18 protein-coding genes are annotated in these 22,742 nt (G+C 59.4%); 4 read left to right on the top strand and 14 right to left on the bottom strand.

The annotated features are described in order from the left end of the window. Positions 1-2 precede the first annotated feature (2 nt). A complete protein-coding gene (locus QPL94_RS04495) occupies positions 3-695 on the top strand; it encodes a pseudouridine synthase (protein WP_285355804.1) in 693 nt (230 codons plus the stop codon). On the opposite strand, the gene QPL94_RS04490 is transcribed toward QPL94_RS04495, so the two are convergent. Beyond that, the gene (locus tag QPL94_RS04490; RefSeq protein WP_285355802.1) at positions 696-1,175 is read right to left on the bottom strand and encodes an asparaginase domain-containing protein; all 480 of its coding nucleotides are present in this window, start codon (positions 1,173-1,175) and stop codon (positions 696-698) included. A 27-nt stretch (positions 1,176-1,202) separates the two neighbouring features. Then, positions 1,203-2,120 (bottom strand): D-alanyl-D-alanine endopeptidase, encoded by a 918-nt coding sequence (gene pbpG, locus QPL94_RS04485; RefSeq protein ID WP_285355800.1) that lies wholly within the window; start codon positions 2,118-2,120, stop codon positions 1,203-1,205. A gap of 300 nt (positions 2,121-2,420) precedes the next feature. Here pbpG and QPL94_RS04480 point away from each other — a divergent pair, with 300 nt between their 5' ends. Continuing rightward, positions 2,421-4,049, top strand: a complete 1,629-nt coding sequence (locus QPL94_RS04480; protein ID WP_285355799.1) for a putative bifunctional diguanylate cyclase/phosphodiesterase — start codon at positions 2,421-2,423, stop codon at positions 4,047-4,049. A 5-nt stretch (positions 4,050-4,054) separates the two neighbouring features. On the opposite strand, the gene ilvD is transcribed toward QPL94_RS04480, so the two are convergent. After that, positions 4,055-5,731, bottom strand: a complete 1,677-nt coding sequence (gene ilvD / locus QPL94_RS04475; RefSeq protein WP_285355797.1) for a dihydroxy-acid dehydratase — start codon at positions 5,729-5,731, stop codon at positions 4,055-4,057. A 214-nt stretch (positions 5,732-5,945) separates the two neighbouring features. Here ilvD and QPL94_RS04470 point away from each other — a divergent pair, with 214 nt between their 5' ends. Further along, a complete protein-coding gene (locus QPL94_RS04470; protein ID WP_285355795.1) occupies positions 5,946-6,344 on the top strand; it encodes a glutaredoxin family protein in 399 nt (132 codons plus the stop codon). 125 nt (positions 6,345-6,469) lie between these two features. Continuing rightward, positions 6,470-8,878, top strand: coding sequence for a phosphoketolase family protein (locus tag QPL94_RS04465; protein WP_285355794.1), 2,409 nt, complete (start codon positions 6,470-6,472; stop codon positions 8,876-8,878). On the opposite strand, the gene QPL94_RS04460 is transcribed toward QPL94_RS04465, so the two are convergent. From QPL94_RS04460 to QPL94_RS04410, 11 genes are all read right to left on the bottom strand, one after another. Beyond that, a complete protein-coding gene (locus QPL94_RS04460; protein WP_502881508.1) occupies positions 8,859-11,615 on the bottom strand; it encodes a cation-translocating P-type ATPase in 2,757 nt (918 codons plus the stop codon). The two genes, QPL94_RS04465 and QPL94_RS04460, sit on opposite strands and share 20 nt — an antisense overlap. A 136-nt stretch (positions 11,616-11,751) precedes the next feature. After that, positions 11,752-12,363, bottom strand: coding sequence for a Yip1 family protein (locus QPL94_RS04455; protein WP_285355793.1), 612 nt, complete (start codon positions 12,361-12,363; stop codon positions 11,752-11,754). A gap of 66 nt (positions 12,364-12,429) precedes the next feature. After that, complete coding sequence (locus QPL94_RS04450; protein ID WP_285355791.1) at positions 12,430-13,398, bottom strand: carbohydrate kinase family protein; 969 nt, start codon at positions 13,396-13,398, stop codon at positions 12,430-12,432. After that, the gene (locus QPL94_RS04445) at positions 13,395-14,459 is read right to left on the bottom strand and encodes a LacI family DNA-binding transcriptional regulator (protein ID WP_285355790.1); all 1,065 of its coding nucleotides are present in this window, start codon (positions 14,457-14,459) and stop codon (positions 13,395-13,397) included. The genes QPL94_RS04450 and QPL94_RS04445 overlap by 4 nt, the downstream gene beginning before the upstream one ends. A 17-nt stretch (positions 14,460-14,476) precedes the next feature. Further along, the gene (locus tag QPL94_RS04440; protein ID WP_285355789.1) at positions 14,477-15,613 is read right to left on the bottom strand and encodes an ABC transporter ATP-binding protein; all 1,137 of its coding nucleotides are present in this window, start codon (positions 15,611-15,613) and stop codon (positions 14,477-14,479) included. Positions 15,614-15,662: 49 nt separating this feature from the next. After that, complete coding sequence (locus QPL94_RS04435) at positions 15,663-17,279, bottom strand: alpha-amylase family glycosyl hydrolase (RefSeq protein ID WP_285355787.1); 1,617 nt, start codon at positions 17,277-17,279, stop codon at positions 15,663-15,665. 16 nt (positions 17,280-17,295) lie between these two features. Beyond that, the gene (locus QPL94_RS04430) at positions 17,296-18,072 is read right to left on the bottom strand and encodes a carbohydrate ABC transporter permease (RefSeq protein WP_502881534.1); all 777 of its coding nucleotides are present in this window, start codon (positions 18,070-18,072) and stop codon (positions 17,296-17,298) included. Between the two features lie 62 nt (positions 18,073-18,134). After that, on the bottom strand, positions 18,135-19,007 hold the full coding sequence (locus tag QPL94_RS04425; protein WP_502881533.1) for a carbohydrate ABC transporter permease: 873 nt from the start codon (positions 19,005-19,007) through the stop codon (positions 18,135-18,137). 125 nt (positions 19,008-19,132) lie between these two features. Then, a complete protein-coding gene (locus QPL94_RS04420) occupies positions 19,133-20,404 on the bottom strand; it encodes an ABC transporter substrate-binding protein (protein WP_285355783.1) in 1,272 nt (423 codons plus the stop codon). A 30-nt stretch (positions 20,405-20,434) separates the two neighbouring features. Beyond that, complete coding sequence (locus tag QPL94_RS04415) at positions 20,435-21,841, bottom strand: carbohydrate porin (protein ID WP_285355782.1); 1,407 nt, start codon at positions 21,839-21,841, stop codon at positions 20,435-20,437. Between the two features lie 328 nt (positions 21,842-22,169). Further along, the gene (locus QPL94_RS04410; protein ID WP_285355781.1) at positions 22,170-22,742 is read right to left on the bottom strand and encodes a glutathione S-transferase family protein; all 573 of its coding nucleotides are present in this window, start codon (positions 22,740-22,742) and stop codon (positions 22,170-22,172) included.

The following is a 22,742-nucleotide window of genomic DNA, read 5'->3' as shown; positions in this document are numbered from 1 at the left end:
ACATGCGTCTGGATTATTTCATAGCCAACGCCACGACCCTGTCGCGCCGGGATACAAAAAAGGCCATCAGCGCTGGCCTGGTGCAGGTGGACGATCAAACCTGCCGCAAAGCCGGCACCCTGGTAACTCCCGAGTCCAGAATCACCCTTGAGGGGCAAACCCTGGCTCTGCCGGGCGAGCGCTACCTCATGCTGCACAAACCCGAAGGAGTCATCAGTGCCACCACTGACAGCCAGCAACCAACCGCCCTTGACCTGCTGCCTGCTGATATAAGGCGGGGACTGCACATCGCCGGACGACTGGATGCGGATACCACCGGGCTGTTACTACTGACCACGGATGGCCAGTGGTCCCACAGGATAACCTCCCCTCGGGTGAGCTGCCCCAAGACCTACCGCGTAACCCTCAGTGAGCGCATCGATCCTACCGCGATCCTGCGGCTGGAACAGGGGGTGACCCTGCGCAACGAACCCACGCCTACCTCCCCCGCCGGGGTCCACAAACTGGATGAGCGGCTGATTGATCTGACCATTTCTGAAGGGCGTTACCACCAGGTCCGGCGAATGCTGGCTGCGGTAGGCAATCATGTGGTCGGGCTGCACCGATGGCGGATTGGAGACATCGTTCTGGACCCCGAACTGGCTCCAGGCCAATACCGCGAGCTTACCGTTGATGAAGTGGGCTGCCTGGCGTGATCAGGTTCGCTCGAAGCGCTGGGCCTTCAGGTTCTTGCGAACGGAGCCCGCTTCGAACACCTCTCCGTTCATGGCGATATAGACACCGTGGGGCAGCAGCTTCACCGCGGCCCAGGCAAAACCAATGTTGAACACAGCATCACTGCGGCGCATGCGGGCAGGCTGCATGGCACCGGTAAGCACGATGGTTTTGTCCCTGACTGACAATAGCGCTCTTGCCGTGTCCGGCATGGTGTCAGTGCCGTGGGTGATCAGAATCCGTTCTGCGGAACAACGGCTGACCGCGGCTCTGACCGCCTCGCGGTCCTCGTCTTTCATCTCCAGGCTATCCTTGCGCATCAGGCCCGTGACCGAGAATCCGTCGCGAATATTGGATTCCGCAAGCAGTTCTGCAACCGGACTGTCCCCGATTTCAAACTCGCTGTTGGCGTCGAAGTACACCTTGTCGATAGTGCCACCGGTGGTGAAGATCTCGATCATTGGCCAAGGATCCTGATAAATTCGACGTCAGTTCACACTGGCAGAGGTGCTGGCAGAGGACGCATAGGCAGCGTTCTTTTTCCGCTCATAGGCCCGTGCCGCTGCGGCTACACTGCCGCCCACTCCGGTGGTCAGCCAGCGCTTGATACGCCCGGCATCGCCCATTGGCGACCGGGTGCCCAGGGAGTCCAGCAGTACGGTAACCACTGGCCTGCCGTCCATCTCGGACAGCATAACCAGGCAGCGCCCTGCCTCGGAGAGATAACCGGTTTTGCTGATACCCACACCCCAGCTCTCACGGTGCACAAGGACATTGGTGTTTCCGTACGCAAGGCGGTAGCGGGGCTGCCGGAAGCGCCCTGTGAAGTAGCGGGTGGTGGAGTATTCCCGGATCTGTGGATACTTGCTGGCGGCCCTGACCAGGCGCACCAGATCTGCCGCAGTCGAACGGTTTTTTACCGACAGCCCGGTCGGGTCCACAAACGTGGTATTGACCATGCCCAGTTCGCTGGCACGGGTATTCATGGCTTTGACAAAGGCGTCATAGCCGCCCGGATGATGACGGGCAAGGGTATAGGCGGCAAAGTTCTCCGACGACATCAATGCAATCCTCAGCACATCAGCACGCCGCAGCTCAGAGCCTTCGCGAATACGGGTATAGGCATTTGCGGGCGCCGGAATATGGCGCTCCCTGAACTCCAGCCATTCCGTCAGTGGTTCCCCGGACTCCATCACTACCAGGGCTGTCATCAGTTTGGTAATGGAAGCAATGGGCACCGGGCGGTGGGCATTCTTGCCATAGACCAGCTCATCTGCATCCGCATAAGCGACCGCTGCGTTGACCGAAGCCAGCTGCAACTCTGCCCTTTCCGCTGCACTGGCAGGAGAAAACGTCACTACCAGCAGCACTGTCAGCGCCAGTAAACCGGCCGATCGGATCATCATTTCAACCCTTCTTGTATTTGCCTGCACACGCCTGCCTTATCTGACAAGGTTACAACTATACCAGCCAAAACGCCCGCTGACTCCGGCCCGGGGCGGTAAAAGCGTTACCAGTTTGTCAGTTCTACCGTTGTCCGCCTCATTAATCCGTCTCGGCCCGGCCCTACCAAAGCGTTTTAAACAGTAAATGCAAAATTTCTTTAAATCCCGTAAAATTACATATAAATCATAATGTTACTTAATGATTCATAAAGTAACCAGACTGTAACAGGCGTGCCGGCAAGCCGGCAGGACACGGACAGAATGGAATCTCCCACAACCTCGTCAGACAGAACTCCAATACGAAAAGATGCCAACCCAGGCGTGGCCGGTGTGTTCTGGCGATGGTTGCCCCTGATCCTGATACTGCTTGCCATCGCCTACGCCGTACTGCTCATTGGCTTATTGCCGCAAGTCCTTCAGGGCCAGGCCCTTGAAGCGAGCCACGAACTGATCCGCAAAGCGTTTATCGGCGGCGTCCTGATGTTCGCACTGCTGCTTCTGGCGGGGGGCAGTTATGTCCTCAGGGCCGTCAGCCGGCAGGAACGCCGTAAACGACTGAGCGCTGACAGGCTGGTTCGCCAGGAACAACAGGTTCGCTCACAGATCGAGCAGGATTATGACCGCCTGCTGAAATCCCACCGGGTCACCGGTAAGCCCAACCGGGCCATACTGGAAGAAACCCTCGACAACATCGACACCGGCCAGATCCCCTACACGCTGTGTATGATCCGGCTCAGCCGGTTCAACGAGATTGAACAGGCATTGGGATACCGTGCTGCCGAGGAGCTACTCAGGAGTTATCTGCGCCAGCTGAACAGTTATCTCAAACGCCTCGCCAGCGCCCGGCTGGTGATCATCAATGGTTATGGGCTGGCGACGATAGACACCATCAACCACGCCTTCGCACTGTACCGCGAGGACCATACTGATCAGGTTCAGGATCTGCTCTTCGAGATACGGGACTGGCTGGCCGACAACTTCCGCGAGGGCCGGTTCTCCTTCTCCTGGGGCCCTTCACTGGGCATCGCCCATGCACCGGAGCACGGGGCCGATGCAGCCGGAATCCTTTCTTCAGCCGGTCTGGCGTCACTGAATGCCGGGCAGCTACTTACCGTCTATGATCCGGCCATTGCCGAGTGGCAGTATCGCCAGCAGGTTCTGATGCTGGACGTGGAAGATGGATTGGCCAGCAACGCCATGTGGCTGGAATACCAGCCCAAGGTAAGCATTCGCGACTCGAAAGTTCGCTCTGTGGAGGCCCTGATCCGTTGGCGTCATCCGGAGTTCGGCATCGTTGCGCCTGACCAGTGGATACCGCTGGCCGAACAGGTAGGGGTGATCCATCCGGTAACACTCTGGGTCATCGAGCGGGCTTGCAGTGAATACCGTCATCTGGTCTCCCGCTATGGCCCAGGCCTGTCCGTGGCCGTCAATATTTCCGCCGTCGACCTGATTCACGCCGGTTTCGAAGACGAGATTGCCGACATCGTTACCCGCCACGGCATGAAGACCGGGGATCTGATCCTGGAAATTACCGAAACCGCTATGATGACCGACCCGGAAGATTCCGGAAAAATCATCCATGCCCTCAGCCGCAAAGGATTCAGGATCGCAATGGATGACTTCGGTACTGGCCATTCCTCACTGGGAACGCTGGCAAGTTTTGATCTGGACGAGCTCAAGATCGACCGCAGCTTCCTCAAGGATATCCTCGCCCATCCGACCCGCCAACGTATCTTTCGCGCCGCCCTGGAACTGGGCGAGGCACTGGACCTGGATGTGGTGGTCGAGGGCGTGGAGGACGAGGCCGTGGTCTGCTGGTTACAGCAATTCCCCGGCCTCTTCGGACAGGGCTATTTCTGGGGCCGGCCGGAACCGGCCTGCCCCTGAAACGGTCAGGGTTTGTCCGTCACCGCGCCTTCCGAGGCCGAACCTACCGTTCGCGCATACTTGGCCAGCACCCCGCGGGTAAACCTCGGGGCCGGCTCTGACCAGGCCTTACGGCGGCGCTCCATCTCCTCGTCGGAAATATCCAGCTCGATACGGTTGGCGACAGCGTCAATGGTGATGGTATCGCCGTTCTCGACCAGTGCAAGCGGCCCGCCCTCGGCGGCTTCCGGCGTGATATGGCCCACCACAAAGCCGTGGCTGCCACCGGAGAAGCGCCCATCGGTAATCAGCGCCACATCGCTGCCCAGGCCCTTACCCATGATGGCCGAGGTGGGTGTCAGCATCTCCCGCATGCCCGGGCCACCTTTCGGCCCCTCATAACGGATCACCAGAACATCCCCGGCTACCACGGTGCCATCCATGATCCGCTCCTGGGCTTCTTCCTCGGAGTGGAACACCCGGGCCTGGCCCGTGAAGTGGGTACCCTCCTTGCCGGTAATCTTGGCCACTGCTCCGGTAGGTGCGAGGTTGCCGTAGAGAATGCGCAGGTGACTGTCCGCCTTGATGGGATTGTCAAAGGCATGAATGATGTCCTGGCTTTCCGGATAGGGCGCCACATCCCTCAGGTTTTCGGCCAGAGTCTGCCCCGTTACGGTCATGCAGTCCCCGTGCAGCATGCCCTTGTCCAGCAGCATTTTCATCAGTGGCTGGATACCACCAATGGCCACCAGCTCCGACATCATGTAATGGCCGCTGGGACGCAGGTCCGCAAGCACAGGTACCCGCTTGCCGATGTCCACGAAATCATCCAGAGACAGTTCGACCCCGACGGTACTGGCCATGGCCAGCAAATGAAGTACCGCATTGGTGGAGCCACCCAGGGCAATGACCACTGTAATGGCGTTTTCAAAGGCTTCCCGGGTCATGATATCGGAAGGCTTGATGTCCCTGTCCAGCAGATTGAGCACAGCCGCACCTGCGGCCCGACAGTCCGCGGCCTTGGTATCGGAAATGGCATTCTGGGCCGAGCTGCCCGGCAGGCTCATGCCCATGGCCTCAATGGCCGAGGCCATGGTGTTGGCGGTGTACATGCCACCACAGGACCCGGGGCCGGGGATGGCGGTCTCCTCGATCTGCTTCACCTGGATCAGGTCGAGATCGCCACGGGCATGGGCTCCCACCGCCTCGAATACCGAGATAATATCGGTATGATTTTCACCAGGCATGATGGTGCCGCCGTAGACAAACACCGAGGGCCGGTTCAACCGCGCAAGGCCCATCATGCAGCCGGGCATGTTCTTGTCGCAGCCGCCAATGGCCACCAGGCCGTCAAACCCTTCGCAACCGGCCACGGTTTCAATGGAGTCGGCAATCACTTCCCGCGAGACCAGCGAGTACTTCATGCCCTCGGTACCATTGGCGATGCCATCGGACACGGTAATGGTATTGAACGTCAGGCTCTTGCCACCGGCTTCATCGGCTCCCGCAGCGGATTCTTCCGCAAGCTGGTTGATGTGCATGTTGCAGGGCGTCAGGTTGCTCCAGGTGGAGGCAATACCGATCTGGGGCTTGCGGAAATCCTCATCGGTAAAGCCCACGGCCCGCAACATGGCGCGGCTTGCCGATTTACCCAGACCATCCACAACCGGGGATGAGTAGCGGCGGCGCTTGTCTTCTGTCATCGCATTGTTCTCCTGTTAACCACCGGTATTTCCGGCCTTGTTCCTGTTTTGACCCCGAGATTGGCAGAAACACCCCCTGACAGCAACACACCCAGGCCCCCAGGGCACGCCGGGCCTGGCTCGGAACCCGGCGGAATGATACTGTACGCGCTCCTGTATCTGGTGAGGCCCTGCACCGGCCCACCCCTTTATTAACCGGAGCCTTACCCCGTCCATGAGACTTATCATCCGTTATTTTTTCCGCACCCTTCGCCTGATTCTGACACCATTTATGTTGATCAGCGAAAAGCTCAGCACCCCGAAGAGCGTCGAGCGGTCTCCCGAAGAGCAGGGCCGCGTGGATAACGCCTGCGAAAACCTGGCGCTTTACCAGTTCAGTGCCTGCCCGTTCTGCATCAAGGTCCGCAAGGAAATGGCTCGCCTGGGGCTGAACATCGAAACCCGGGATGCCCAGCATGACGACAGTCATCGTGCGGCCCTTGCTGCCGGTGGTGGGCGCGTGAAGGTACCCTGCCTGTTAATTCGGGAGGATGATGGCAACGAGCAATGGCTGTACGAGTCTGACGACATCAGGTCATGGCTGCAGCAACGGTTTGAACCGGCCGGCATCTGACCTCCCTTGAGCAGTCAGGTGAACAAACGGTAGAACAAGATGCAGGTCCGAATGATCTGCATCAACGGTTTTTCAGGTTCTGGCTTCTATAATCGCTCCATACCTTGAAGCCATGGAGGCCCGTCATGTCATCCCCTGAAAACCCGGAGTTCGTCGAGCGCGCCGTTTCTGATTACCAGCGCTGGCGGCGGGGCTATGGCGTCATCCAGCACTCCGAAACCACCTGCAACCAGGCCCGGCAAATGGCCAGCGATCTGGTTGCTGAAGGGCTTCAACCCGACACCGACTCCGTCTATCGCAAGCTGGCCAGCCTGGATCGTCTGGCCAGTGCCGGCCTCTGGCTGGTGGCGCACATGACCTACACCAGACGGGTAGACACCAGCGGCAAGCCCCTGCAGCCCAATGACTTCAAAACCAACCCCGAGGGCCATACGGGTGGGGCGTTGAACATGGTTCCTGCCTATGCCGGCTACCTGGCGCTGAACAACCTGACCGGCCAGACCAGAAGCTGGCTGATGGGCCAGGGGCATTGCGTCGCCGCGATTGACGCGCTGAACGTGCTGACGGGAAACCTGCACCCGGAACAGCAGGACCGCTACCAGGGCAAGGACGGGCTCTCCCGCCTGGTTTCCGATTTCTACAGCTACCGCCAAAGGCCGGACGGTGGCATGGAGGCCCCCCTGGGCAGTCACGTCAGCCCCCACACAGCCGGCGGTGTCATCGAAGGTGGCTATCTCGGTTTCGCAGAACTCCAGTACGCCCACATGCCACTACCGGATGAGTCACTGGTAGCCTTCCTGTCTGATGGCGCCGCAGAAGAACAGCGCGGCAGTGACTGGGTGCCACGCTGGTGGCGGGCAGAAGATTGCGGCTCGGTACTGCCCGTCATGATTGCCAATGGCCGACGGATAGAGCAACGCACGGAACTGGGAACCCGCGCGGGCCTGGAACGATTTGGCGAACACCTGGCGCATTGCGGTTTCGAGCCGCTGCGTTTTGATGGCCGTGATCCGGCCGCCTTCGTTTGCGCCCTGTTCAATATGGAGCGAAAACTGGATGACTATCGTCAGCAGGCGATGAACGGAGAACGGCCCTACCCGGTCCCGATTCCCTACGGTATCGCCGAAACCTCCAAGGGATACGGATTTTATGGCGCCGGCAGCAATTCCGCCCATAACCTGCCACTGCCCGGGAACCCCAAAATCGACACCAGGGCCAGGGAGCTGTTCCATCATCATGCCGGTTTGCTATGGGTTCCACCCGAACAACTGGCCAGTGCGGTCAGCGAACTCAACCAGCACTGGCAGCAGCAGCGTCCTCTGGAACGGGACCACGCGCTGGCGACACGCAATCCGCCAGATCCTGTCATACCGATACTGCCTCCCTCCCATGATTCGGGCTCACCGATGCTGGCAGTGGACGATTTTTTCAAGGCGCTGGTCGAGGCAAACCCGGAATTAAGGGCGCGCGTGGGCAACCCGGATGAACTGGCCAGTAATCGTCTGGAGGGTGTACTCAATGCCCTCAAGCACCGGGTAAATGACCCGGAAAGCGAACAGGAGTCTGTGCACGGGAAGATCATCACCGCGCTCAACGAGGAAGCCGTAGTGTCGGCCTGTCTGGCCAACAAGGCAGGGCTGAACCTGGTGGCCAGCTACGAGGCATTCTGCGTGAAAATGCTGGGGGCAATCCGCCAGGCGCTGATCTTTGCCCGCCAGCAGAAGGAAGTCGGCAGGCCCGCCCGCTGGCTCGGTTTCCCGGTCATTGCCACCTCCCACACCTGGGAAAATGGCAAGAACCAGCAGTCCCATCAGGACACCACCTTTTGCGAAAGCCTGTTAGGGGAAATGAGCGATGTCAGCCGTGTGCTCTTTCCTGCCGACTACAACAGCACTCTGGCGGCGCTGCCCGGTGTCTACCTGGGGCGGGGACAACTGACCTGCATGGTGATACCGAAGCGTGATCGACCGGTGGTGTTCAATCGGGATGAGGCACAGGCGCTGGCAAAAACCGGCGCCCTGGTGGTGGATGAGGACACCTCCCCCGGCGAACCTGTCATGCTGATCGCCAATGGCGCGTACCAGCTTTCCGAAATGATCCGTGCCAGCGAGCGGCTGCGGGAAACCGGCACCCCCTTCCGGCTGGTGTATGTGCAGGAGCCCGGCCGTTTCCGCGAACCCAGGGATACCCTGGAAGCGGCGCAGTGTATTCGTGATCTGGAACAGGAGCGCCTGTTCCCCAGGAGGATGATACGTCGAGTCGCCCTCACCCACATGCGCCCTGAAGTATTCCGCGGCCATCTTTCGCCGCTGTTCCCGGAGCCGTCGAAATCCCGGGTCCTGGGGTACATCAACCGCGGTGGCACTCTGAACGAGGCAGGCATGCTGTTTACAAACCGCAGCTCCTGGGCTCATGCCCTGGCCGCCTGCGCAGATATCCTGGAACGGCCGCCCGGGGAGTGGCTCTCCAGTGCGGAACTGGCTGCGGTCGAGGGACGAGGCGATGCCGCCATCGTCACCCGGAGCCAGAACTGAGGGCGCCCCCGGCGCCCTTGCCCCATCGACGCCTGAGCCAGGTTTCCAGCTCCAGCACCACCAGCACGATCACCCCGGCACTGGCCGCAAAGACCAGCGCCCCAAGGGTAAGCGGAGCACTGGCAAAGGTCTGGTGAAACAATGGTAAATAGGTGAATAGCAATTGCAGCAGAATTACCGCGCCCACCGCCATCAATACAATGGGGGTGCCCAGAACCCCCCTCAGGGTTATGGACGCGCTGTCCAGGTAGCGCACGGCGAACAGGTAAAAAACCTCCATCGCCACAAGGGTGTTCACCGCCAGCGTACGGGCAACCGATTCATCGTCAAACCGGTACATGGCCCAGTACCAGGCGGCGAAGATGCCGATCAGGAACAACAGCGACACAAAAGCGACCCGCCAGACCACAAACCCTGCCAGCAGTGACTCGTCTCTTGGCCGAGGAGGCCGCTTCATGACATCTGGTTCGGTGGGCTCGAACGCCAGGGTCATTGCCAGGATTACCGAGCTGACCAGGTTGACCCAGAGAATCTGCAGCGCCGAAATCGGCAGCGCCAGCCCCAGCAACAGCGCCGTGATCAGGCTGACGGACTCGCCACCATTAATTGGCAGCATAAAGGCAATGCCCTTCTTGAGATTGGTATAGACCGTGCGCCCCTCCCGCACGGCAGCGGCAATACTGGCAAAGTTATCATCCAACAGCACCACCGAAGCTGCCTCCCGGGCGGCCTCGGAGCCTTTTACTCCCATGGCGATGCCAACATCGGCACGCTTGAGGGCGGGTGCATCGTTCACGCCGTCACCGGTCATGGCCACTACGCCATGCAACGCCTGCAATGCCTCTACCAGTCGCAACTTGTGTTCAGGACTGGTACGGGCAAAGATATCCACTTCTCCAGCAACCTGCTTCAGCTCCTCCTCATTCAGTTGGTCAAGCTCCCTGCCAGTGATCACCGGGGCCGTATTCTGCAATCCCAGCCGTGCACCAATGGCACTGGCGGTCATGGCATGGTCGCCAGTGATCATCTTTACCCGGATACCGGCGTCATGGCAGTCCTGAATGGCCTGGATAGCCTCCTGCCGCGGCGGGTCCAGAAGACCCACGAGGCCCAGCAGTTCCAGCCCGTCCTCAACGTCCTCCACGGCCAGGGTATTTTGCGACGCCTCGGCCGGCCTGCGTGCCAGGGCCAGCACCCGCAGCCCTTCGGAGGCCAGTTCGGAAACCGCATTGCTCCATTCCTCCCGGTCCAGTGACGCGGTTTCGCCATTGTCGGTCACCATGCTGGCGCACATTTCCAGGATCCGTTCAGGGGCCCCCTTTACGTAGACCACGCCATGGCGATGATGATCATGGTTGAGTGTCGCCATGAAGCGGTATTCAGCGTCAAAGGGCACTTCATCCGTCCGTGGCCACTGTCGGCCATCTGTCTCCGGATGAAACCCCGCTTTCTGGGCGAAAACCTTCAGGGCTCCCTCCATGGGGTCACCGGCGATCCGGATTGTTCCCTCATGCCGCTCCAGGTGGGCGTCGTTGCACAGCGCGGCGGCTCTCGCCAATTCATCCAGCAGCGGACTGTCGGAGACCACATCACTGCCGTGACGAATATCCCCCTCCGGCTCGTAACCTTCGCCCTCGATTTCCAGACGCTTCCCGGCCACCACCGCGGCAGTCACCATCATTTCATTGCGGGTCAGGGTTCCGGTTTTGTCGGAGCAGATCACTGATACCGCACCCAGGGTTTCAATCACCGGCATTCTGCGCACAACCGCGTGACGGGTTGCCATCCGTCGAACACCAATGGCCAGGGTTATGGTGAGGATCGCCGGCAGCCCCTCGGGAATAGCCGCCACGGTCAGGCCCACAACCGCCATGAACAGCTCACGAACCGGTAGACCGCTCAGCGCGAGGCCACCACCGAATATCGCGATACCGGCAACAATAATGATCACTGACAGGTAACGGGCAAAGCGGTCAATCTGCTCAAGCAGGGGCGTTTTCAGGGTAGTGGTTTCCTGCAACAAGCCGGAAATCCGGCCGATTTCAGTGCTTTCTCCTGTCCTGACGACCACCCCACGGCCGGTACCTGTTGCCACCATGGTGCCCGAAAACGCCATATTGAGCTGATCACCGAGGACTGCATCTGCTGGCTGCACATCGGTTGTTTTGTCGACCGGTTCGGATTCTCCGGTCAGCACCGCCTCTTCGATTTTCAGGTTATGGCAACGTTCCAGCCGGAGATCGGCTGGCACCCGATCACCGGGTTCCAGGACTACCGTATCACCGGGCACCAGGTCGGCGGCGTCGATCTTCTGCTGCCCTCCTTCGCGAACCACAACGGCCTTGGGTGCCAGCATGTGCCGAATTGCCGAGAGTGCCTGTTCGGCCTTGCCTTCCTGTATAAACCCAACCAGGGTCTGGATAACCACCACTGCCATAATTACCGTGGTGTCCACCCAATGGCCCAGCAGGGCGGTAATTACCGCGGCGGTAATCAGAACGTAGATCAGGAAGTTTTTAAGCTGGTTGCCAAGGCGGGCAAGAGGGCCACGGCGACGTGCTTCCGGCAGCCGATTGTGACCATATTCAGTCAGTCTCTCGGCCACCTCCTGTGCCGACAATGGCCCGGTAACAGACAGCTCCGAACGGGCTTTATCGATTTCCATGGCCTGCCAGTGCACACCATGGAGACCTGCAGATTGACCCGCTTTCGATAGGGTGGATTCAGAAGATGACATTGCCGGACTCCCTGGCCATATACCTGCCGCTATTGAAACCGGAGGCAGGCTCCGAAGGGTTGCTTCAGGTCAAGAGTAGCCCGGAAAGGCCGGGATCGCCGGCCTTTGATTCGCCTTTTCAGCAACCATTCGCGCTCTAGCCTTGCACAAACACCGGGCCAAAACCGTAGTTCCAGAGGATAACGGAGCCTACACGGGTGGAGACCAGAATCACCAGCGCCACCGTCAGCAGTGCACCGACATACATAACCGCCTGATCTTTGGGGATGCCCATGACAATGGGCAGGCCTTCGTACATCAGCCAGGCGCCATAGCCGGCCGCTGCCAGAAAGACGAGAGCATTGAACCAGGGTACCGGATACAGCAGAGCGAACCCGGCCAGGAACAGCGGCGTGCAGGAGTACGCTGCCAGTGCAAGGGCGTTGGAAGGAACCGGCTCCTCATCGGCACCGTAAGTCCTGGCCATCCAGTTGATTGCATATCCCAGGGCAAACACACCCACCAGCATGGCCAGGTAGGTGAGCAGACTCATCTGGAACGCGCTTATTTCTGTCAGTTTGATCAGTCGGTCACTGCCGACGGTCCAGCCAAAGTGCGCCGTGGAGATGTACGCACAGATCGGCGCTATGGCTGCAAGAACCAGTACGTAGGCAACATAGAGTCTTCTGGGGGGCGCATGTTCCTTGCGGATTTCTGCCCACTCACTATCAGGACGGGTAAACAGACCAAACGCATGACTCAGAAGCATAGCTCGATCCCCTTGGGTTGAAATTGTTGTTGGCTCGGATAATTACGTTCTGGGGGTTTCAACAGATCAGACCCTGCCTGTTTCCGGCACGAGATCCTGCAAACGGTCAATCGTTGGCAAAGCATCAAATGCACCGTAGTGCATGGCCGTGTAGGCGCCGCAACGAGCGGCAAATGCCAGTGCCGCCTCGAGGTTTCCCGGCACTGCCAGCCAGTCACCGAAGGCTGCGCTTCCAATGGCTTGCGTACCAAGCCCATACAGCAGGCCGGCAACAAAGGAATCACCGGCGGCGGTGGTATCTTTCGCCTCCACCTGTGGCGGTTGCAGGGTCAGTGTCTGCCCCGGGCAACAGGCCTGCAACGGGTTTGCGCCGTCTGATATCAGCACGAGCTGCACCGCCTCGGCCAGCAAATCATCGGCCAGCCCGGCGCTTTTCCCGAACAGCGCCTCCAGCTCCTCGCGGCTGAACTTGACGATGTCCGCCATACCGGCCGCTTTCAGGATATGAGGTGCCGGCCCTTCATCGGCTGGCCAGAGCGGTTGCCGATAGTTCACGTCAAAGCTGACCAGGCAGTCATGCTCTCTGGCGCGCCGCATCATTGTAAAGGTAGTCTCCCGGATAGCCGGCGCCGTCAGGGTGTTGGAGCAGAAATGGACAATACGTGCCCGCTTCAGTGCTTCATCCGGGCACATTCGGGACTCGTAGAGCAGATCGGCGGTTCCGGTGCGGTAAAAGGCAAAACTGCGCTCACCATCCTGGTCGAGGGTGACGAATGCCAGCGCCGTCATGGCTTGGGAGGTCCGGCGGGTGAGCGAGACGTCCACACCGTATTCCACCAGCGCGCTTACTATGTCGCTGCCAAAAACATCCGCGCCGACCTGGCCGATGAATCCGGAGCGGCCGCCGAGCCTGGCGACCCCCACCGCCACGTTGGCAGGCGCGCCGCCAGGCTGCGGGATATAGACCTGCCGGCCTGATACCGCTTCACCGCGCATATCAATCAGGGCCTCGCCAAAACACAGTACATCGGTCATGGACAGCTCTCCCGCACCAGCAAACAAGTAGGCAACAATACGTTGCGATCCTCCTTCTCGCCGAGAAAGATCCGCGCGGCGGTGCGTCCTTTCTCCGCACTCTGCTGGTAAACCGTGGTCAGCGACGGGTGCAGGTTGGCCCCCTCCGGAATGCCGTCAAAGCCGACGATGCGAACGTCTTCCGGCACCCTCAGACCCATTTGCAACGCTGCCTGAATAGCCGCCAGGGCAATCCGGTCACTCATACACAGCATCAGATCCGGGCGCGGGTTGCTGGTGAGCGCCTCGCGGGCGGCCTGGTAGGCGTCCTGATGGGTGTTGGTGGGGGTGGACCAGATCCTGTCGGAGGAAACATGATGGCCGGCAGCCTCCAGCGCATCCAGGTAGCCCCGCAGCCGGCGCACGGAAATGGCCCGTGATTCGCTGAACAGCTCATGGTCACGGATGCGGCAGACCCGATCGGTATCCACCAGCCGCAAGCCCATGATGGCGACGTTGGTGGGCGGCGTTTTCAGGGCATGTTCGGCGCTGCACCGCGCCCCTTCATAGTTGTCGATGTTGACCCAGGTACAGCCCTCCAGATCAAAATCCACGGCAACCATCTGCTTGCCATGCTGCAACAGCCGGTCGTAAGTGCGGCCCTTCTTCAGCCAGCCATACACGATGAAGCCATCCACCATCGCTTCCTGCACCCGGCTTCGATGCTCGTCGTCTTCCTTGCTGGACAGCAACAGCATGTTCATCTGCTTCTGATCGAACACTTCCGCCAGGCCGTGGAGAAACTCGCTGGCCACCGGGTCGGTCAGACTGTAGGCCAGGTTGTCTGCCAGCATCACCCCGACATTCCCCGTTCTCCCGGTGCGAAGGCTGCGTGCAGCGGCATTGGGGCCCAGGTAACCATGGCGCTTGCATTCCTCCAGGATCCACCGGCGACGCGCCTCCGAGAGTTGATCCGGGCGGTTGAACGCATTCGAGATGGTCGCTGTGGAGACATTGAGCTTCTCTGCCATCAGCTTGACGGTCAATCGTTTTGGCCGGTTTTCCGGGGTTGATGTTTCCATGCGTACTGGCCCGTATGTCAGTTAGTTGCGGCTTGCTGAACCGAATCTTCCCTGGTGCGCGGGTCCACGCGTGGCAGACTGTGGCCGTCGGCGTCGAAAACATGGAGGCGCTCCGGCTCGGCGTCCAGGGCAACCCTCTGGCCTGGCCGAATCTGACAGGGAACAGATTCACGAACCACTACCAGATCGTCCATCCCGGGCATTTCCAGGTACACATAAGCCTCATTGCCCAGGTACTCCACGTTCACCACTTCCAGCCCGGAATCCGGCCCCGAAAGCGAAAGCCGGATGTGTTCGGGCCTCAGCCCGACGGTCATCGCGGCACCATCTGCCATGTGCGAAGCATCCCGCTCCACGGTCACCGTTCCCATGCCACACACGTCAACATCAACAGACCGCCCCGGGCTTGTAGCCTTGATGGCGGAAGGCATCAGGTTCATTTTCGGGGAGCCGATAAACCCCGCCACGAACAGGCTGGCGGGCGTTTCATAAAGCTCATAGGGCGTACCTACCTGCTCGATATGGCCACCGTTAAGCACCACGATCTTGTCCGCCAGGGTCATGGCCTCCACCTGATCATGGGTGACATAGATCATGGTGGACTGCAGCCGGTCGTGCAGCTTCGCAATTTCGGTACGCATTTGCACACGCAGGCTGGCGTCCAGGTTGGACAGGGGCTCATCGAACAGCATGATCTGCGGTTCCCGGGCCATGGAGCGACCAATGGCCACCCGCTGGCGCTGGCCGCCAGACAATTCACGGGGCTTGCGTTGTAGCAGGCTGGTGAGCTGGAGTATCTCTGCGGTTTTCTCCACCCACTCCCGGACCTTGCCCCTGTTGGCCTTGTCCAGTTTCAGCCCGAAGGCAATGTTCTCGTACACCGACATATGCGGGTATAGCGCGTAGGACTGAAACACCATGCCCACGCCACGCTCCTTCGGGGACAGGTCAGTGACCACCTCGCCGGCGATCTCGATATCTCCCGCCGTGGGCTCCTCCAGTCCGGCGATAAGACGTAGCAGCGTGGACTTGCCGCAGCCCGAGGGTCCGACGAATACCACGAACTCACCGTCTTCAACCCGCAGGTCCACACACTGAATAATTTCTATGTTGCCAAAGGTTTTGTTGATTTTTTTCAGTTCCACACAAGCCATGGTGGAGACTCCTCTGTTGGACCCGGCTCAAGGGCCGGGCCCGGATGTTTTACGTTTCTGCGAAAAATGCCTGGTATGGCGGCAGCACAAGTTCGTTACCGTCCAGATAGCCATGGAAGCCATGGCCCTCAAGCAGCCCGGATATCGTGCAGGGTAACGCCAACCGCAGTTCCTCACCGGTCAGGTTCAGTGCCACCAGCAAGGACTGCTCGCTGGCTTCGCGGATCCAGCACAAGGCATCACCGGTGTTATCAAGCACCCTCATATCACCCCGAACCAGCGCAGGCTGCTGCTGGCGCCAGTGGATCAGCTTGCGCACCGCATTAAGCGTGGAGCCCGGGTCAGCTTCCTGTTGGCTGACGGCGAACTCCAGGTGATCACGGTCCACCGGCAACCAGGGTTTTCCGGAGGTAAATCCGCCCTTTGGTACCGGCTCCCACACGATCGGCGTGCGGCACCCGTCACGACCCCGGAATTCCGGCCAGAAGCTGATTCCGTATGGGTCCTGTAGCTCCTCGTAGGGCACCGACGCTTCCGGAAGGCCAAGTTCCTCGCCCTGGTACATGGACACACTGCCCCGCAAAGAGAGTAGTAGCGCCATCAACACCCGCGGATACAGCCGCAGATCCTCACCGCCATCAGCCCAGCGCGACACCACGCGCACCACGTCATGGTTGCTCAGGGCCCAGCAGGGCCAGCCGTCCCCCAGCCCTTCCTGGTAGCGGCGCACCACATCACGCACATACTCCGGGCCATGCCGGTCAGACAACAAATCAAAAGAATAGGCCATATGCAGGCGGTCATTGCCGGCAGTATATTCGGCCATTCGCTCCAGAGGCTTGTCGTCACCAATCTCACCCACCAGGGTGGTTTCCGGGTACTCATCCATCAGCGCTCTCAGGTCGTTGAGGAACCCGATGTTTTCCGGCTGGCTCAGGTCGTTTACATGGCGCTGGTAGGTATAGGGGTTCATGCCCTGGGCCACAAAGGTCTTGTTCTCCCCTGCCGGCACCGCCGGGTTATCCGCCAGGCTCTGGTTGTGGAAATAGAAGTTGACCGTATCCAGCCGGAAACCGTCCGCTCCCAGATCCAGCCAGAAGCGCATGTTATCCAGCTGAGCCTGGCGCACCTCCGGATTATGGAAATTGAGATCCGGCTGACTCGCCAGGAAATTGTGCAGGTAATACTGCCCCCGCCGGGTATCCCAGGCCCAGGCGCTGCCGCCGAAGATGGACAACCAGTTGTTGGGTGGCGTGCCATCCGGCTTGGGATCAGCCCAGACAAACCAGTCCGCTTTGGGGTTGTCGCGGCTGCGGCGGCTTTCCTCGAACCAGGGATGGGCATCGGAGGTGTGGCTGATCACCTGGTCAATGATGACTTTCAGATTCAGCCGGTGAGCCTCGCTGACCAGAGCCCGGAAATCCGCCATGGTGCCAAAAAGAGGATCAACGCCCCGGTAATCGGACACATCGTAGCCAAAGTCCTTCATCGGCGAGGTAAAGAAGGGCGACAGCCAGATGGCGTCTACACCCAGTGATGCCACATAGGGCAGCTTTTCGGTTGCCCCCTTGAGGTCACCAATGCCGTCCCCGTTGCTGTCCATGAAACTGCGGGGATAGATCTGGTAGATAATGCCACCCTTCCACCAGGGCTGTGACTGGCTCATACACATAACTCCTCAGTTAACCTTTGACCGCGCCTGCCGTCAGGCCGGACACGATTCGACGTTGAAAAATCAGTACCAGGACTACCAGTGGCACGGTGACAACTACCGATGCCGCCATCAGGTGACCCCAGGGCAGTTCGTGCTGGGATCCGCCGGTAATCAGGGCGATGGCCACCGGAACCGTGCGCTGGTCGTCTGTCAGCGTGAAGGTCAGCGCAAACAGGAATTCGTTCCAGGCGGCAATAAACGCCAACAGCCCGGTGGTGGCCATGGCCGGCCCCATCAACGGTATAAACACCTTGAACAAGGTGACCAGTGGCGAAGCGCCATCCACAATGGCGGCTTCTTCCAGTTCTTTTGGTAGCTGCCGCATGAAGGTGGTCAACACCCAGACGGTGAATGGCAATGTGAAAATGGTGTAGGAGAACACCAGGGACAGCGGATCGTTATACAGATTGAACGCCCGGATTACCTCGAAAAGGCCCGACAGAACCGCCACCTGGGGAAACATGGAAACCCCCAGCACAATCATCAGCACCGTTCCCCGCCCACGGAAATGCACCCGCCCAAGGGCATAGGCAGCCGTCAGACCAAACACCATGGCAATGGCAACGGCGGAGGTGGCGACCAGAATCGAATTCCAGATGCTGGATACAAACGAACTCTGCCCCAGTACTGCCTGGTAATTCTCAAGATTAAAGCTGGTGATCCAGTAATTGATGTTGAACAGCTCGGAGCCACTCTTGAACGACGTCAGGATCGCGTAATAGAAGGGGAACACCGTGAACAGCATGATCGCCGCCAGAAGCAGACCAAACCCGGTTTTCGCCACTATTTTCCTGAGCAGTTTGCGGTTCATGCATCACCTCCGAACTGTTTGCGCCCCAGGTAGAGATAGGAAATGGTCAGCAGGGCAATGATCAGGAACAGCACGGTGGATGCTGCCGAGCCGTAACCCACATCCTGGAATTCCACCAGCTGCTGGCGGGCATAGACGGACATGGACATGGTGTCCTCGCTGTTGGAGGTGAGCACGTAGATCACGTCGAACACCCGCAACGCATCCAGCACGCGGAAGATGATCGCCACCATAAGCGCCGGATAGATCAAAGGCAGGGTGACGCGGAAAAACACCCGCACCGGGTGGATGCCATCCACCTTTGCGGCCTCGTAGCAGTCCGATGGCAGCATCTGCAGTGCCGCCAGTGTCAGCAGCGCCATAAAAGGCGTGGTTTTCCACACATCCACCATAATCACCGCCCACATGGACAGGTCCGAGTTGGCCGTCCAGTTCAAGGGTTCGGCAATGATGCCCAGGGTCATCAACAGGTCATTGATAATCCCGAACTGGTCATGGAGCATCCAGCCCCACATCTTTGCCGACACAATGGTGGGAATGGCCCAGGGGATCAGGGTCGCTGCCCGGATAAGTCCGCGGCCCCGGAACTGGGCATTCAGGGTCAGGGCGATGATCAGCCCCAACACCGTTTCAGCCCCCACGGAAACCACCGTGAAGAACAGCGTATTCCAGACCGCACGCCACCAGCTCGGGTCCGCCAGCACGCCATACCAGGCACCATTGTCGTACACCAGGTAATTTTCGAACCCGATCATGCTGTAGGTGCTGATATCCGAGAAACTGGCGTCGGTAAAGCTGAACCAGATGGTACGCATCAGGGGCCAGCCGGCTACCGCCGCCAGTACCACCAGCATCGGTATCAGGAACATCCAGGCCGCACGGAGGCGCTGACGATGCACTGTGTTGTGCCGGTGTTTAGGGGGAGCGGGCCGGGCGAGTGACTGCTCGCCCGCGTCCGCGTTTGCTGAGGTGACGGTCGGATCAGCCATGGTCATTACCAGCCGCGACGTCCGAGCCGCTTCAGTTGAGCATCAAGCTCGCTCAGTGCCTGTTCAGGCTCCGCCTTGCCCGCAAGCACCTCGTGGGCGGCATTGAAGAAGGCATTGCTGACACGGTTATACTGGTCGCCGGTCGCCGAGGACGGGCGTGGCACACCATTCTTGAAGGTTTCGAACAGCTCACCGAAGAACGGCACCGCCGAGAGCACTTCCTCATCACGGTACAGATCAGGGATGGTGGGGTTATAACTGCCTTCGATAGCGCGGCGCTTCTGTTCCTCATAACTGGTCAGAAACCTCACCAGATCGGCTGCCTCGTCCACGTTATCCGAGTATTTCGACACGGCCAGTTGCCAGCCACCCAGGGTGCCGGCGTGCCGACCATCGTCGCCACCCCGTGGCAGCGCCGAAACGCCAACCTTGTTCCTGACCGGACTGTCCTCATTCTGGGCCAGGCTCCAGGCGTAAGGCCAGTTGCGCATGAACAGGGCATTGCCGGACTGGAACACACCCCTGGCTTCTTCCTCGGTGTAATTCAATACGCTGCGGGGAGAGATGCCATCAATCCAGGTGCTGGCCAGTGACAGAGCCTCGGCCGCCTGTTCATTATTGATGGTCACGTCACCGTTTGCATCAACGATGGTGCCTCCGTTAAAGCTGGCAACCCATTCCAGGGCGTTACAGGTCAGGCCCTCGTATGCCCGGCCCTGCCAGACGTAACCCCAGAAACGGTCATTGCCGGCTTCCCGCTCTTCCGCCATCACGGTTGTGGCGGTATCGGTCAGCTGCTGCCAGGTTTCCGGTACCTCCATGTCGTACTTTTCCAGCAAGTCCTTGCGGTAGTACAGAACACCGGCGTCAGTAAACCAGGGCATGGCAACCAGGCTGCCATCCACGGTGTTGTTTTTTACCAGTGCTTCAAAGTGCGCGCTTTCCGCGCCGTCGGTGTACTCCGTCAGGTCCACCAGGTGACTGGCCAGCATGCCGGGCCAGACCACGTCGATCTGGAACACGTCCACATCGCCGGAACGGGCGGCGAACAGCTGCTGGTAGAGCGACAGGCGCTCGGTGGCCGAATTCGGCGTGGACACCACCTTGACCTCATGGCCGGATTTCTCCGACCACGCCCGGGTGCCCTCCTCACAAAGCTGCTTCTCTGCTCCGACGGCACCACAGGAGATGGTGATGGTCTTGGCCTGCAGGCCACCGGCCAGCATGCTGACGGCCAGGCCGCCTAGAATCCACTGAAATCCATTGGATCTGAACATGGTGCTTACCTCATCTTGTTGTTGTCAGTATCAGAACCAGATTTCCATCTGGGTACCGAAGGTCCACTGGCTGCCGCCAAAGTCTTCCTGGCCGAGGGCATCGCCGCCGTCATAACGGTTGAGCTCGTCGTCCCAGGTAGAATAGCTGGCAAAAACACGGATTTCGGGGCGGTTCCAGAATCCCCCCACCTGCGGTTTGAAGGTCGGTGCAATGGTAAAGCGGGCGTAGTCACCATCGACATCACTGCGCCCCTCGTAGCCTTCGGTTTGCAAATCCATCATCTGCCAGGAAGCCTCGTACTGCATTTCAAAGTTGGCGCCCAGCTCATTGGCCAGCCGCGTGTTGAAGGTCAGCCATTGATAGTCGTCTCCTTCCACATAACGGTCCGTGCTGGTTTCCGCCATGATCATCGGGGCAAGACGCCAGGTATCACTCAGACGGGTGGTGCCGTAAACAGCGACACGGGTACTGGCGGCATCTTCATGCAGGTTGCCATCGGCGCCGATGTTCTTGACCTCCGCCCCCAGGCCCTGGCCGTGTAGCAGTGCCACCTTGAAATTACCGTCGGACAGTCCGAAGAAGCTGTCGCCGTGGTAGGCCAGCATGGTGTTCACACCGGTGTCGGCCGCTTCGGTCAATCCACCAACCACTCGCTCATCGTTATCCGCGGCGGACATGCCATTGATCATCCACTGCACGTTGCCGAAGTAGTTGTTGGCGGTGAGGATCAGGTTGTCTGTGTCCGAGGTGCCATCAGTGGTGTCGGGGTCGGAGGGAAAATCCAGGAAGCTGCGGCCGTAGAGTGAGAAATTGGACGTCACCGAGTCGCTGAAGGTGACGTCGTAGAGACCGGCACCGGTGCCCGCAAGGAACACAAAGTCGCTGTCGAGCCAATGGATGTCGAAGTTGTCCCGGTCGAAGCGCTTACCGGCCCAGATGGACGCATCCTCGAAGATGCCGGTAAAACCAGCCAGATTGCTGAACTCCACATAGGCCTGGCGCACGTTCAGGGCGCCATCGTCCGACGTCCAGTCGTTACTGGAGGTGGTGGAATCGGCAAGCATCAGGCGGTAATGGGCCTTTGTGCCATTCTCAGCCACGCTCTTGTAGTTAAGGATGGCTTCCAGGTAGGTGTCCGGCTCGTTGCCCAACCGGCCAACGGCGCCGCCTACCGAACCGGCCGGTGTCAGGTAAGGGCCGCCAGGCGCACTCTTGCCATCACCGTTGAGAAGAAGGCCGGAACGGGCGTAGGTGTTGAAGGAAAAACCTTCGTCGCCCCGGGCATGGGGTTCGACGTCCGCCAGCTGTTGCTCCAGAGCCAAGAGGCGGTCTTCCACGCTCTCCTGGGCCTGTACGCCAACGGAAAGGCCTGCGAATACGGCCACGGTTGCTGCCGTTGCCACTGGGCGGTGGCACGATGAAATGCGAAAACTCATTGTTGGAACCTCATCTTGTTTTTGTAAGGTCTGATGTCCATACAGCTTTGAGCTGGAACTTAATGCATTAAGTTATGTGATAAAAAACTCCCGCGTTTGTAACGGCTACCACAATGTTAATGAATCAGAGGCTTCACATGCGCCCCAAGCTATCGTCGTTTCTCAATCATATTTGCCGGCTGCACTTTGAATGCACACGAACTTAAATGATTAAGTAATGACCAAGATAATTTTGGCAGATAGGTTCTGCAACCTTGAGGGGAACTTAATTTTAACTTAATTTTTCAGGCGGGAAAGCAGGCCAGGCGGGGCCCGGCCTGCGAAAGCGTTACGATTTTCTCGGGTCCGTGGCGCCAACCCATTCATCGTTGCGATGGTGATTCCGGAAGCTGATCAGGCTTTCAACACCGGTAAAATCCACCAGGTCCCGGAAATCCACCCAATCCACCAGGCTGTACAGGCAAATGGCCGGGTAGTTCCACTGGGTGAACTGGCCATCATCAACCATGGCTGCCAGGGTTCGCATCGTCGTCATGATGCGTTCACGCTGGAGGTTGAAAAACATCAGGTTCTCGCTGGTGTCGATGCCCGACCGGGACGCCAGCAGCAGGATAACGGCCGAATCGTTGGCGGCATCGATCAGCGTCAGCTGGTTCTCCTGATCCCAGGTCAACGGGGCAAGGCCCTGTTTTTCACTGATGTAGCGGGCAATCACTCTGGAATCGTAAACCTCCTGGTCACCGTCAATCAGCATGGGAATTTTCAACGCCGGGTTGTTGCGCCTGAGCTCGTCCCTGCCCTCGCCATAAATGTCGAGATTCACGAACTCATAGTCATTGTCAGCCAGCAGCAGCCGGATACGACGGACGTAGGGGGATGTGGTAGAGCCAATCAGTTTCAT

The sequence above is a fragment of the Marinobacter sp. SS13-12 genome, from assembly GCF_030227115.1.
Taxonomy (GTDB): Bacteria; Pseudomonadota; Gammaproteobacteria; order Pseudomonadales; family Oleiphilaceae; genus Marinobacter.
This window is presented reverse-complemented; position numbering and strand designations above follow the sequence as displayed.

Excerpts from the sequence above, each read along its gene's own strand:
- ilvD (WP_285355797.1), bottom strand. The coding sequence starts at position 5,731 with ATGACAGAAGACAAGCGCCGCCGCTACTCATCCCCGGTTGTGGATGGT.
- QPL94_RS04425 (WP_502881533.1), bottom strand. The coding sequence starts at position 19,007 with ATGTTCCTGATACCGATGCTGGTGGTACTGGCGGCGGTAGCCGGCTGG.
- QPL94_RS04455 (WP_285355793.1), bottom strand. The coding sequence starts at position 12,363 with ATGCTTCTGAGTCATGCGTTTGGTCTGTTTACCCGTCCTGATAGTGAG.
- QPL94_RS04470 (WP_285355795.1), top strand. The coding sequence starts at position 5,946 with ATGAGACTTATCATCCGTTATTTTTTCCGCACCCTTCGCCTGATTCTG.
- QPL94_RS04495 (WP_285355804.1), top strand. The coding sequence starts at position 3 with ATGCGTCTGGATTATTTCATAGCCAACGCCACGACCCTGTCGCGCCGG.
- QPL94_RS04440 (WP_285355789.1), bottom strand. The coding sequence starts at position 15,613 with ATGGCTTGTGTGGAACTGAAAAAAATCAACAAAACCTTTGGCAACATA.
- QPL94_RS04490 (WP_285355802.1), bottom strand. The coding sequence starts at position 1,175 with ATGATCGAGATCTTCACCACCGGTGGCACTATCGACAAGGTGTACTTC.
- QPL94_RS04465 (WP_285355794.1), top strand. The coding sequence starts at position 6,470 with ATGTCATCCCCTGAAAACCCGGAGTTCGTCGAGCGCGCCGTTTCTGAT.
- QPL94_RS04480 (WP_285355799.1), top strand. The coding sequence starts at position 2,421 with ATGGAATCTCCCACAACCTCGTCAGACAGAACTCCAATACGAAAAGAT.
- QPL94_RS04435 (WP_285355787.1), bottom strand. The coding sequence starts at position 17,279 with ATGAGCCAGTCACAGCCCTGGTGGAAGGGTGGCATTATCTACCAGATC.
- QPL94_RS04460 (WP_502881508.1), bottom strand. The coding sequence starts at position 11,615 with ATGTCATCTTCTGAATCCACCCTATCGAAAGCGGGTCAATCTGCAGGT.
- pbpG (WP_285355800.1), bottom strand. The coding sequence starts at position 2,120 with ATGATGATCCGATCGGCCGGTTTACTGGCGCTGACAGTGCTGCTGGTA.
- QPL94_RS04410 (WP_285355781.1), bottom strand. The coding sequence starts at position 22,742 with ATGAAACTGATTGGCTCTACCACATCCCCCTACGTCCGTCGTATCCGG.
- QPL94_RS04450 (WP_285355791.1), bottom strand. The coding sequence starts at position 13,398 with ATGACCGATGTACTGTGTTTTGGCGAGGCCCTGATTGATATGCGCGGT.
- QPL94_RS04415 (WP_285355782.1), bottom strand. The coding sequence starts at position 21,841 with ATGAGTTTTCGCATTTCATCGTGCCACCGCCCAGTGGCAACGGCAGCA.
- QPL94_RS04420 (WP_285355783.1), bottom strand. The coding sequence starts at position 20,404 with ATGTTCAGATCCAATGGATTTCAGTGGATTCTAGGCGGCCTGGCCGTC.
- QPL94_RS04445 (WP_285355790.1), bottom strand. The coding sequence starts at position 14,459 with ATGGAAACATCAACCCCGGAAAACCGGCCAAAACGATTGACCGTCAAG.
- QPL94_RS04430 (WP_502881534.1), bottom strand. The coding sequence starts at position 18,072 with ATGCTGTTCACGGTGTTCCCCTTCTATTACGCGATCCTGACGTCGTTC.